The organism is Nonomuraea sp. NPDC049028, assembly GCF_043197735.1.
GTDB lineage: Bacteria > Actinomycetota > Actinomycetes > Streptosporangiales > Streptosporangiaceae > Nonomuraea.
The window spans coordinates 1033308-1045662 of sequence record NZ_JBICTR010000002.1 but is presented as its reverse complement, the minus strand read 5'-3'; the positions used below and the strand labels follow the sequence as shown (position 1 = coordinate 1045662).

Sequence of the window (12355 nt, the reverse complement as noted above, 5' to 3'; positions counted from 1 at the left end):
GCTTGGTGCGTTAGCCGGCGCTCATCCGGCGAACCCAGTGAAGCCCTTGAAGATGCCGGTGAACTCGTACGCCGACTGGGAGATCCCGCTGCACGTCGGCGAGACGCTGCCGTTGGGGCAGCCGCCGTTGTCGCGGCCCACCGACCAGAAGCCGACGAAGCCGATGTGGTTGGTGTTGGCCCAGTCGCGCAGCTTGCGGGCGTCGGCCTGAGTGGTGGTCTGGCCCGTGTCGTTCTTGCCGATCATCGGGGTCACGCCGAGCATGCGCTTGAGCTGGGCATCGGTCTTCGACGGCCACACGCCCTTCATCTGGCCGAGCGTCGCCTGGGCGGCCGAGACCATCGCGTCGCCCCAGTTGCCGGTGTAGCCGAAGTCCATGACCATCGGGTTGACGATCACGTTCAGGCCCTTGGCGGCGGCGTCCTGGAGGATCTGCACCGAGAACGGGTCGAGCCCGTAGTCCTGTGCCTGGACGCGCAGCGTGTACCTCACCACGGTGCCGCGTTCGGACTGCAACTGCTTCAGCGCGCTGTTGACCTTGTTCACATCGATCGACGCTTCGACATCGACGTCCAGCTGGTTCGTGCCGACCGCGTCGAGCACCTTCTTGTAGGCGGCGAGCAGGGTGGCGGTGGTGCCGCAGTTGTGCTCCAGGTACGGGCCCTGGGCGCCGCCGCTGGCGACGACCACCTGGCCGCCCTGGGCCTGGAGCGCCTTGACATCGTTGATGATCCTGGAATCGGTGAGCGGGATGACCCCGCCCCAGGCCGGGTTGCAGCCCGTGCTGTCGCCGAGCACGAAGGCCAGCGTGTAGTTCTTCACCCCGGTCGCGGCGGCAGCGCCGGTCAGGGACGGGGTGTTCATGGTGATGTCGATGTAGGGCGCGTAGCGGATGTCACCGGTCGGCGGCGGCGTGGTGTCGTTGGTGGTCTTCCCACTGACGGAGGCCGTGTACGCCGAGCAGTTGCCGGCGGCGTCACACGCCCGGACGCGGAAGCCGTAAGTCGTGGCGGCGCTGAGCCCGGTGGCCGTGTAGGTGGTTCCGGTGACCGCCGTGGGCGCCGCGTTGTCCCTGGACACCTCGTAGCGGGCGACGCTGCCGGAGTTGTCGGTGGAGGCGGACCACGTCACGGTCAGGCTGGAGTTGGTGGCACCGCCGACCGCCGGGCTTCCCGGCACGGTCGGCGCCTGCGTGTCCGGGGCACCGCCCGGTCCGTCTAGCACGACGTCATCGGCGTAGTAGGCGCCCTGGCCGTACCATCCGTTGACGTAGACGATCACGCTGGTCACACCCGCGCCGGTGGTGAACGACGTTTTCAGCTGCTGCCATTGACCGCCCGGGGCACCCCAGGTGCTGACGTCGATCCCGGTGCCCGTCGCTCCCAGGAAGATGTAGTTGCCCTGGACCCATGCCGACAGCTGGTAGGTCGTGTTGGGCTGGACCGTCACGGTCTGCTGGCATCGGGCGTAGTCATTGCCCGCCGGGGTGGCCTGCAGGGCCTTCGTACCGCCGTGAACGGGTTGTGACACCGCCTGGGCGGCGGCGGAAGTCTGGCAGGTCCAGCCGGACAGGGCGGACTCGAAGCCGGGGTTCGTCAGGATGTTGGCGGCTGAGGCGGGTGTGGCTTGGAGGGCTATGAGGCCCAGGGCGATGGCGGCGGTCGCCGCGAGTCCTCGCAGGTTCATGGAGGTCCCTAATGTTCTCGGGTCTTCACGTTCTCGTCTTCGCGAAGCTCGGGTCTTCACGTTCTCGTCTTCGCGAAGCTCGGGTCTTCGCGAAGCTCGGGTCTTCGCGAAGCTCGGGTCTTCGTGGAACTCGGTCTTCGCGAAAGTGCCGCCGCGCCCCCGTGGGCTACCCGTCGCACCGGCGGCGGGACACCGGTGCGACGGGTGCGGTGGGCCGGTCCCGGTTCAGGAATCGGCAGTGGGTCGGTTCGGTTCAGAAACCGGCGGTCGGCCGGTCCTGGTTCAGAAGCCGACGGTGGGGCCGGTCCCGGTTCAGAAGCCGGTCCCGGTTCAGAGGCCGGTCCCGGTTCAAGAGCCGGTCCCGGTTCAGAAGCCGGTCCCGGTTCAAGAGCCGGTCCCGGTTCAGAAGCCGGCGGTGATCCTGGTGAAGTCCCAGTTCGACTGGGCGATCCCGCTGCAGTTGGACACGACCCCGCCGCCCGGGCACGGCCGGTCGCGGTTGACGGCCCAGTACGCGAGCCTGGTCAGGCCGTTGTTCCTGGCGTAGTCACGGATCTGCGTCCAGGTGGCCGTGGAGGTGAGCTCCTGCTGGTCCGACAGGCCGTTCATGCCCGAGATGCCCATGTGCGCGTACGCCTGTGCGTCCGACCAGCCGAAGGCCGTCTTGAGGGTGTTCTTCAGCCCTTCGGAGGCGTTGACCGTGCTCTGGTACATGTTCGAGCCGCCGCCGAAGTCGAACGGCATGATCGTGTAGTTGTCGATCGGGACCGCGAGCTCCTTCGAGCGGTTGATCAGGCGGGTGCCCCAGTAGGTGGGGCCGGTGGTCGAGGTGCCGAAGGTGACGACGACCTTGATGTTGGGGTTGTTCTGCTTGACGATCTTGAGGCCGTTCAGGATGCGGTCCTGGACCGCCTCGCTCTCGAACTCGTCGGTGTTCTCGATGTCGAAGTCGACGGCCGCGGGACCGACGGCGTTGATGACCGTCTGCACCGCGCCGGCGAACGCCGAGGGCGAGGAGCAGTTCGGGCCGAGCTTGTTGCCCGACCAGCCGCCGAAGGAGACCTGCACGCTGCCGCCGGCCGACTTGATGGCCGAGATCGCCTGCGCGTCGGCGCCGCCGGTCAGCGGACGGCTGCCGTCCCAGGCCGCGTTGCAGCCGCCGCTGGACAGGATGAACGCCATCGTGAACGACTTGACGCCGGTCGCGCTCATCACCGTGGCGGGCGCGGGCGGGTCGCCCCAGCCCATGTAGAGGTAGGGGGCGCCGGGCAGCTTGCTGCCGCCGCCGGTGCAGCCGGTGGTCGTCCCGGTGACCGCGGCGCTGGAGGCCGACTCGCCTACCGAGTTGTACGCCCTGACGGTGAAGGTGTGCGAGGTGCAGGTGCCCAGGGAGCCGATGGTGGCCGATGTCCCGGTGACGGTGGCCTTGACCGTGCTGCCCTCGTACACGCGATAGCCCGTGACCGTGCCCGACGACGCGCCCCACGACAGGGAGAGCGAGCTGTTCGTGGACCCGCTGACGCTCGGCGAGCCCGGCTGGCCGGGGGCGCCGGTGCCGGCTGAGGTGGTGGCGGTGACGGAGTTGCTGGCGGCCGAGAGGTTCCCGGCGGCGTCACGGGCGCGGACCGTGTAGGTGTAGCTGGTGGAGGCCGCGAGCCCGCCGTCGGTGTAGGTGGTGCCGGTGGCCGTCGTCACCAGCGTCGAGCCCCGGTAGACGTTGTAGCCGGTGACGCCGACGTTGTCGGTGGAGGCGTTCCAGGCCAGCGAGACGCTGCTGGAGGTCGTGCCGGTCGAGCGGAGGTTGCCCGGCACCGAGGGGGCGGTGGTGTCGCCGCCGCCGCCGGAGACGGTCTTCCACAGGGCGGGCACGGCATCCGGCGTCCAGTCGGGCTGGGAAGTGTGAGCCTGGATGCACTCGTAGTCGACGCCGTTGTAGGTGACGCGGGTGCCCACGCTGTAGGCGGTCCATGCCGTCCACGCGGGGTAGGCGAGGGCCACAGCCCCATAGGCGCTGGTCGAGACGGTGGTGAGCCCGGCCCCCATCATGGCCAGGGCGGCGAGTAAGGCGAGGAACATGCGGCGAAATCTCATGGCATTCCCTGGTGGTGCGGCTGTGACGGGTCATGTCCTTGTGGCGTGCCGTACGGCTTGCGCCGGGGGGTGAGAGCGCAAGCCGTACGGCATGGGCCCGCGGGGTGGCGCGGGCCGCTGGGGGGTGGCAGCAGGAGGGGTTCGCTTTGTTCGGCCAGTCAGCGGCCTACGCCGGAGGGTCACTTCGACGGCCCGGAACACTCTGGGTCAGAGTGGAGGAAGGCGGCGGCGACCGGGACATGGCTTCCTGATTCATGATTTCTTTTAGGAAAGTTTCCTAAGAGTTGCCGCGATCGTAGCCTTGACACCGGGGTCTTACAAGACCCAAAGAAATGGTTACGGCGGAGCACCCGCACTCGGTGCTCCGCCGTGGTGACCGGCCGAAGGGACGATCAGTTCTGCTGGGTGATGCGGACGTCGTCGACGCCCGCCTCGACCAGGGACGCGCCGGAGGCGTCGGCGGCGTCGATGAGGATGCGGACCGTCTGCCCCGCGTACGCGCTCAGACTGGCCGTGGCCGTGGCCCAGGTCCCGTTGCGGTTGGCCGCCGCGCCGGCCTGCTGGAAGACGGTCGTCGTGGTGTTGCCGACCACCCTGACCCGGAAGTAGTCGGCGCTGGAGGCGTTCGAGCCGTACGCCAGGTACCACGACAGCGAGAGGCTGAGCGTGCCGGTGGCGGGCAGCGTGATGGGCGGCGACTGGATCGAGGTGATGCCGCCGTCGACGTCGAAGTCACCCGCGGCGGTGCCCGCGAGGCGGCCCGTCACCAGGTCGTTGGTGCCGCTGACCGTGGTGGCGAGCTGCTTGGCGCCGGAGGAGGTGGTCGCTTCTGGGACGCCGCGCTCCCACGCGCCGAGGGTGGCCGTGTCCGTGGCGCTCGGGTTGACGGTCCAGCCGGTGCCCGTCTCGAAGGTGTCGGAGTAGACGGTCACGGGCGGGGTGCCGGTGCCGCAGTACTGGGACTCCTTGCCGATGATCCGGTAGACGCAGTCGGAGTACTCGAGGAAGCGGAGCACCGCCTCCCTGTTCCGGGTGGTCTGCGGGACGATCTGCTCGTCCGGCGGGTAGAAGCCCGGGCTGGAGCTGACGGGGTACATCTCGAAGGTGAAGCTGAAGATCTTGTACGCGCCCCACAGCCAGTCGTCGATCGTCCCGTCGGTGATGTAGAGGTCGCTGGCCTGCTCCGGGGTGTAGTTGTTGGTGGAGGCCATGTTCCGGCCGAGTGCCGCGAACGCGTCGTGGTCGTCCTGGGTCAGGCCCGGGGCCGTGTCGTTGAAGGTGAAGCCGTAGGGCCACAGGACGAGCTCGGCGTAGGTGTGGAAGTCGATGTTCGACTTGATCTGCTGGACGCCGCCGACGACGCGGCCGCGTACGAAGTTGGCCACGGCCCTGACCTCGGGCGCCGACTCGGCCGCCGCGCCGCGGTAGGTCTCGCTGGAGGTGCTGCCGGAGGAGCCGCCGCAGCAGCCGAAGTTGTAGGCCCAGTTGCGGTTCAGGTCGGTCCCGACGGCCGACGAGCCGCTGTTCGGCTGGCGGTTCTTACGCCAGGAGCGGTAGGAGCCGCTGGCGATGTCGTACTCGCCGCCGTCCGGGTTCAGGTCCGGCATGATCCAGATCTCCCGGGAGTTCACCAGGTTCGTGATCCGGGGGTCGGTGCCGTAGTTGTCCACCAGCAGGTGCGCCAGGTAGAGCGCCATCTCCACCGTGAGGTGCTCGCGGGCGTGCTGGTGCGCGGTGAAGAGCACCTCCGGCTCGGCCTCGTCGGTCGCGACGTTGTCGCTGATCTTGATGACGCGCAGGGCTCTGCCCTCGTACGACGTGCCGTACGTGGAGACCGTCGCGAGGTTGGGATGAGCGGCGACGAGCGCGTTGATGTCGGCGTTCGCCTCGGCGTAGTTGTGGTAGCCGGAGTCCGCCGGCGGGAAGTCAAAGGTCCCGACGCCGCCGGACGGCGATAACGGGCGCGGCACCTCCGAGACCCGGTAACCGAGGCGCCTGATCGCGTCCACCTCGGCCGTCGTGGCGGTGATCAGGACCGACCCCGTGGCCACCTCGTCGATCGCGGCGCCGGTCGCGGCGACGGCGCTGCGTTGCTGGGCGTTCGCCGGTCCCTCCACGCGATACTGCCGGTTCGGCGGCGGCTCGGCGGCGGCCCCGGCTCCGGTCATGCCGGTCAGGCAGACCAGGCCGAGGACGGCGAGCAGGATGACAAAACGGCGTTTCACCTAGTCCTCCTCGGGCGCGTGGGATGTCGTTGACACGCGCCTGAACCGAGGGTGAGGACGTTGCGGTGGTTGGGAAAGGCCCAACTTTCCGGCCCGTCCGGTGGGCCCGTTTCCTGCCGGCTCCAGAGCCTGACAGACAAGTGCCAGGTTAATGCCAGCCCTCTACCAGGGCGTTCAGACACGCTGAGTGACATGAGCATCAGTGCTGAGGGCCTGCGACAGGAGGATCCCATGATCAAGACCACGGAGACCATGACCACCCGCGACGGCGTCACCCTCGTCGCCACGCTCTGGCGGCCCGCCGGGCCCGGCCCCTTCCCGGTGCTGCTGTCCCGCACGCCGTACGGCAGGACGGATCCGGGGCCCGGAATGCACCTGGACCTGGCCCGGCTGGTGGCCGCCGGATACGCGGTCGCCGTCCAGGACGTGCGCGGGACCGGCGACTCGGACGGCGAGCTCACCTTCATCGCCGGCGAGGCCGCCGACGGCTACGACGCGGTGCGGTGGGCGGCCACGCAGCCCTGGTCGGACGGGAACGTCGGCATGTTCGGCGACTCCTACCTGGGCATCACCCAGCTCCTGGCCGCGCAGGAACGCCCGGCGGGCCTGCGGGCCATCGCGCCGCACGTGGCGCCCGCGTCACTGCACGAGGTGGTCTACCACTCGGGCGTGCCCAACCTCAACGTGGTCCTGACCGTCAGCGCGGCCGTGCTCGCGCTCGACGAGCTGGAGCGCCGGATCAACCGGGGAACGGCGCTCGCCGCCGACAGGGACGCCTATCTGGCGGCACTGGGCTTCCCCGATCGCTTCCCCGAGACCATGCTGCGGCTGGCCGAGCGCCTGCCGCTCAGCGACCAGCCGCTCCTGACCGACCTTGTGCCCTTCTACGCCGGCTGGATGGACCATCCCGACCCGGCGGCGGAGATGTGGCGAGACGGCGCCGTCCACTACGCCGAGATCGAGGTGCCGGCGCTGGTGGGCACCGGCTGGTACGACTACTTCCGCGACGCCTCCGTCGGCCACTACCAGCACCTGCGCGGCGGATCCCGGCTCGTCGTGGGCCCGTGGGCGCACTTCACGCAGGACGGCAATGTCTGCGGGCGTGACTACGGGGCAGGAGCGAGCCAGGACGCGATCGACTGGACCGGCCTGCACCTGGAGTGGTTCGGCCAGTGGTTGCGCGGGGAGCCGCCGGCCGACCGGGCCACGGTGACGTACTTCCTGATGGGCGCCGACGAGTGGCGTACCGCGTCCGACTGGCCGCCACCCGCCGCCCGGCGCGTGGCGTACCACCTGGGCCCGGACGGCACGCTCAGCACCGTCCCGGCGGGCGGCGGGGGCGGCGAGTTCGTCAGCGACCCCGACGACCCGGTCCCCACGGTGGGCGGGGCGGTGATGACGTTCGACGCCTTCGGGCCGCTCGACCAGCGCCCGCTCGACGACCGCGGCGACGTGCTGCGTCACCAGAGCGAACCGCTCGACGCCGCGCTGGAGGTGACCGGGGACGTCGAGCTGATCGTGCTCGTGTCGTCCACCGCGACCAGCGCGGACGTCGCCGTCAAGCTGATCGACGTGCACCCCGGCGGCCGGGCCGAGCTGCTGACCGACGCCATCACCCGGGTGACGGACCTGGCGCCCGGCGAGGTGCGCGAGGTCAGGGTCGAGCTGGGCGCGATCTCGAACCTCTTCCGCCCCGGACACCGGATCAGGATCGACGTGGCGGGATCGAACTTCCCCAGGTTCGCCAGGAACCCCCAGAAGGGCACGACCACGGTCCACGACCCCTCCTACGCGATGCTGCCGATCATCTCGTAGACCTCCTGCCTGGTCATGGCGGCGCCCTCGCCGTACAGGTGGTCGTAGCGCGCATCGCCGAGCGCGGCCCTGGCCGACGCCGTCCCCTCGACGGTGTCGGCCGACGCGTCGGGCGGCTCGACGGCGGCCGACGCGCCGAACAGGACGGCCGCGCGTTCCGGGTCACCGCCCGACAGCTCGGCCAGCGCGCACCCGGCCAGTACGATCGACAGGTACGGCAGATCCGGCGTGGCACCCAGCAGGCCGAGCGCCAGGCGGTGCTGTTCGAGCCCGGCCGCGGGGTCGCCACCGGCCGTCAGCGCCCTGCCGTAGCCGGTGTGCACCGCCACCGCGAGCTGCGGAATCGGCGGTGCCTCGGCCAGCAGCGGGAAAAGGTCGCGGTAGGTGGCCAGGCTCTCCTCGACATCGCCGAGCCGGTAGGCCAGCGCGGCCTCCCCCATGCCGAGCTGGATGAGGGTGAACGCCGAGATCTCCGCATCCGCGCCGAGCCGAGCACGGCTCCGGTCGGCCGCCCGATCGGTGGTTCCGTCGGCGGCCCGATCGGTGGTTCCGTCGGCGGCCCGGCTGGTGATCCGGTCCGCTGTGACTCCGCGTCGGGCTTTGGCCAGGTCGGCGGCGGCGCCGTCAAGGTCGCCGCTCTGCGCGCGGAGCGTCGCCAACCGGGTCAGCGTCGAGATCGTCTCCTCCGAGCTCACCCACTCGCTGGTGAGAGACTGGGTCTCAGCGATCAGATCTTCCGTGGGCTCCCCGCGCGCGGCGCGCAGCGCGGCCAGATTCAGCAGCGCCTCGCTCAGCCCCCACCGTTCGCCCAGCTTCCTGAACCCGGCCACCGCCTGCTCGAGCCGCTCTTCGGACGCGTGCGGCCCGCCGAGCATCCTGGCCGAGCTGGCCAGCCAGAGGTCGTCGCTCTCGGCGAGGTGATCGAGCAGCGCGGCGGCCCGCTCGTCCTGCCCGGCCGCGCTCGCCATGACGGCCCGGCTGATCAGCAGCAGCGGGTGGACGGGTCCTTCCCGCTCCGCGGCCGTGATCAGCTCGTTCATCCGCACGGACAGGACCCGCATGGCCGCCCGATCACTGACGATCGACGCGAACTTACTCACCCCATCCGCGAACAGACAGGCCACGTACGCCCTCACCAGACCCGGAGGCGGGGTGTCGCCCGCCAAGTCCAGCACCTGCGCCGCCCAGTTCGCGCTCTCGTGCCGGTAGCCGCACATCCACCAATACCAGTTGAGAGCCGCGCAGAGCCGCAGCGCGATCTCCACGTCGCCCTCGTCGAGCGCCCAGCGCAGCGCCACCGAGCAGTCGTCTCGCTCGGCCGAGAGCCGCTCGATCCACTCGATCTGCGCGCCGGTCCGCAGCTGGGGAACCGCCCGTTCGGCGAGATCGAGCAGGTGTACGGCATGGCGCCGCCGGTAGGCCGCCGTCTCCCCGGTCTCGGCCAGCCGGTCGGCGGCGTACGCGCGGATCGTCTCCAGCATCGAATAGCGGCCCTCCGGCGACACCTGGACCAGCGACTTGTCGGCCAGCGCGCCCAGCACGTGGGCGGTGCCACCGCACACCGCCTCGACGGATTCGAGTGTGGCGCCGCCCGCGAAGACCGCGAACCCGCGGGCAAGCTCGCGTTCGGGCTCGTCGAGCAGGTCCCAGCTCCACTCCACCACCGCTCTGAGCGTCTGCTGGCGGGGCAGCGCCGTACGGCTGCCGCCCGTCAGCAGCCGGAAGCGATCGTCGATGCGGTCGGCGAGCTGCCGCGGCGTCATCGTCCGCAGCCGGGCCGCGGCCAGCTCGATGGCCAGCGGCATGCCGTCCAGCCGGCGGCACAGGGCCACCACGGCCGTGACGTTCCCCGCGTCGAGGGCGAACGCGGGCCGGGCCGCCGTGGCACGGTCGAGCAGCAGGCGTACCGACGGGTATTCGGCCGCTCGGGTCGCGTCCACGCCGGTCGGGGGCGGCTCCAGCGGCGGGATGGGCACCAGCCGCTCCCCCGGCACGCCGAGCGGCTCCCGGCTGGTGGCCAGCACATGCAGGCCGGGGCAGCCGGCCAGCAGGTCATCGGCCAGGCGCGCGGCGGCGTCGACGAGGTGCTCGCAGTTGTCCAGCACGACCAGCACCTGGCGCTCGCCCAGGGCCTCGACCACCTGCTGGAGCGGCCCGGCCCCGCCAAGCCGCCCGGCCCCTACCGGTTCTCCGCCCCCTCCCGGTCGCCCGTCCGCCCAGGCGCCCGGCGTGTCCGGCCTTTGGCGCGGATAGTCGGTCATATCCGGCCGGTGATGCGAGTAGCCGGGCCGGTCCTCGCGCAGGCCAAGGGCGTCGAGCACCGCGCCGGGCAGAGCCGTAGGGTCGGTGACGGAGGCCAGCTCGACCATCCACGCGCCGTCGAACCGCGTGTCCATGCGCAGGGCCGCCTCGGCGGCCAGCCTGGTCTTGCCCGCGCCGCCCGGGCCGACGATCGTGACCATCCGGGCGTGACCGAGGACGGTGGTCAGCAGGTCCAGCTCGTCCTCGCGGCCGATGAACGTGGTCAGGGGGACCCGGACGTTGCCCTTGGGCAGGCCCTTGGGAGGGTCCTGCCGTACGGGGACCTCGCCCGACACGACCGCCAGGTGAGCGGCGCGCAGCTCGGGCCCCGGGTCGACGCCGAGCTCGTCGGCGAGTGTCCGGCGGGTGCGCTCGAACAGGGCCAGCGCGTCGGCCTGCCGCCCGGCGGCGGCCAGCCCGCGCATCTCCAGCGCGCACAGCCGCTCACGGAGGGGGTGCGCGGCCACCTCGGCGGCCAAGTCGGCCGGCAGCCCGGCCGCCAGCCGCGCCTCGGCGCGGGCCTCGATCGCGGCCAGCCGGTCCTCCTCCAGCCCGGCGGCCACGTTGGCCAGGTGCGGCACGGCGCCAAGACCGGCGAGCGCGGGCCCCCGCCAGAGCGCGAGCGCCTCATCGAGCTGCGCCAGACCGGTCATATCGATCTTCGCGAGGCCGGTCAGATCGAGCTTGGCGAGGCCGGTCAGGCGGCGAAAGCGCAGCGCGTCGACCTGGTCGGCGTCGACGGCCAGCGCGTAGCCACCCGCCCGGCTCTCCACGATCTCGTACGGCCTGAGCGCCACGCGCAGCCGCCTGACCAGCGTCTGCAGCGCGTTGGCGGCGTTGCCCGGCGGCTCCTGCGGCCAGAGCATGTCGATGAGCCGCTCCGACGTGACGGTCCGCCCGGCTTCGAGGGCGAGGATGGCCAGGAGCGCCCGTAACCGGAACCCACCGACCGCGATCGGCTCCGCGCCGGTCACTTCCAGTGTCCCCAGGATGGATATCCGCACGAATCCCATCCTGCCGCTTTCCCCCGGATGGGCGCTCAAGTGGTACGGCTCGCGCGACCACCCCTAGCCACGCGAGCCGTACCCACTCTCAAACGGCGAACCCGCCGAACAACAGCGCGGCCAGCCCCAGCGCCAGCAGCAGGTTCACCGCCGTCGCGGCGGCGAAAACGCCGACCGGACGCCAGCCGGCCTCCCTGAGCGAGGAGACGCGGAACTCCAGCCCGATACTGACGAACGCCAGGATCAGGAAACACACCCGCAGGTCGTTCACCACGGCGATGGCAGCCTTGTCGCCGCCCGCGCCCAGATACCAGGTGGCGATCACCGAGGCGGCGACGAAGCCGAGCACGAACTTCGGAAAGCGGTGCCACAGGTCCGCCAGGCGCGGCAGGGGCGCGTCGGGGCGGCGCTCGACCTTGAAGGCGAAGTAGGCGGTGAGCGCGACGGCGACGACGCCCATGAGCGCGTTCTGCGTCACCTTGACGATGGTGGCGACCTGCAGCGCCTGCTCGCCGACGATCGCCCCGGCCGCCGTGACCGCCGCTGTGGTGTCGATGTTGCCGCCGATCCACGCGCCCGCCACCTCAGGGCTCAACCCCAGCACCCCGGCCAGCCAGGGCAGCACGAAGATGGACGGCAGCGCGAACGCGATCACCAGGCTCGCGCTGTAGGCCAGCTGCTCCTTCTTGGCCTGTACGGCTCCGGCCGCGGCGATGGCCGCGCTGACGCCGCAGATCGACACGGCGGAGGCGAGGAGCGCCCGCAGCTTGTCGTCCAGCCCCAGCCGCCCGCCGAGCCACCAGGTGAACAGGAAGACGCAGCTGATCAGTACGACCGCCTGGGCGATGGCCGGGCCCGCGGCGGTGACGATCACCTTGAGATTGATCGACGCGCCGAGCAGCACCAGGCCCGTCTTGATGAAGAACTCGGTCCTGAAGCCGCCGGCGAGCCGCTCCCGCAGCCCGGTGGCGCTCAGGACGGCATTGCCGAGCAGGCCGAGGGCGATGGCGTAGACGGGATACTCGACGGCCGCGCCCAGCTGCTCGAACGGCCCTCCTTTGGTGGCGTCGGGCACGCTCTGTTCCAGGAACCTGGTGGCGGCGCCGAGCACCAGCACCACCAGCACTCCTCCGGCGACGTCCAGACCGGTGGCCGTCCGGCCTTCGGTTGCTTCGGCGCTCATCAGGGCACCAACCCGGCCGGGATCACACCGGTGATGACGAGCAACAGCAG

At 70.9% G+C, this 12355-nt stretch carries 6 protein-coding genes; 1 reads left to right on the top strand and 5 read right to left on the bottom strand.

Annotation, left to right across the window (positions count from 1 at the left end):
* Positions 1-21: 21 nt before the first annotated feature.
* From ACGFJ2_RS10925 to ACGFJ2_RS10915, 3 genes are all read right to left on the bottom strand, one after another.
* The gene (locus ACGFJ2_RS10925; RefSeq protein WP_358191885.1) at positions 22-1686 is read right to left on the bottom strand and encodes a carbohydrate binding domain-containing protein; all 1665 of its coding nucleotides are present in this window, start codon (positions 1684-1686) and stop codon (positions 22-24) included.
* A 402-nt stretch (positions 1687-2088) separates the two neighbouring features.
* Positions 2089-3777, bottom strand: coding sequence for a fibronectin type III domain-containing protein (locus ACGFJ2_RS10920; protein ID WP_393466963.1), 1689 nt, complete (start codon positions 3775-3777; stop codon positions 2089-2091).
* A gap of 392 nt (positions 3778-4169) precedes the next feature.
* The gene (locus ACGFJ2_RS10915; protein ID WP_393466960.1) at positions 4170-6002 is read right to left on the bottom strand and encodes a M14 family zinc carboxypeptidase; all 1833 of its coding nucleotides are present in this window, start codon (positions 6000-6002) and stop codon (positions 4170-4172) included.
* A gap of 231 nt (positions 6003-6233) precedes the next feature.
* Here ACGFJ2_RS10915 and ACGFJ2_RS10910 point away from each other — a divergent pair, with 231 nt between their 5' ends.
* Positions 6234-7817, top strand: coding sequence for a CocE/NonD family hydrolase (locus tag ACGFJ2_RS10910; protein WP_393466957.1), 1584 nt, complete (start codon positions 6234-6236; stop codon positions 7815-7817).
* On the opposite strand, the gene ACGFJ2_RS10905 is transcribed toward ACGFJ2_RS10910, so the two are convergent.
* Both ACGFJ2_RS10905 and ACGFJ2_RS10900 read right to left on the bottom strand, forming a co-directional pair.
* Complete coding sequence (locus ACGFJ2_RS10905) at positions 7790-11122, bottom strand: BTAD domain-containing putative transcriptional regulator (RefSeq protein ID WP_393466954.1); 3333 nt, start codon at positions 11120-11122, stop codon at positions 7790-7792. The two genes, ACGFJ2_RS10910 and ACGFJ2_RS10905, sit on opposite strands and share 28 nt — an antisense overlap.
* An 88-nt stretch (positions 11123-11210) precedes the next feature.
* Entirely contained in the window at positions 11211-12305 is a 1095-nt protein-coding gene (locus ACGFJ2_RS10900) for a putative sulfate exporter family transporter (RefSeq protein ID WP_364012923.1), read from the bottom strand.
* Positions 12306-12355 lie beyond the last annotated feature (50 nt).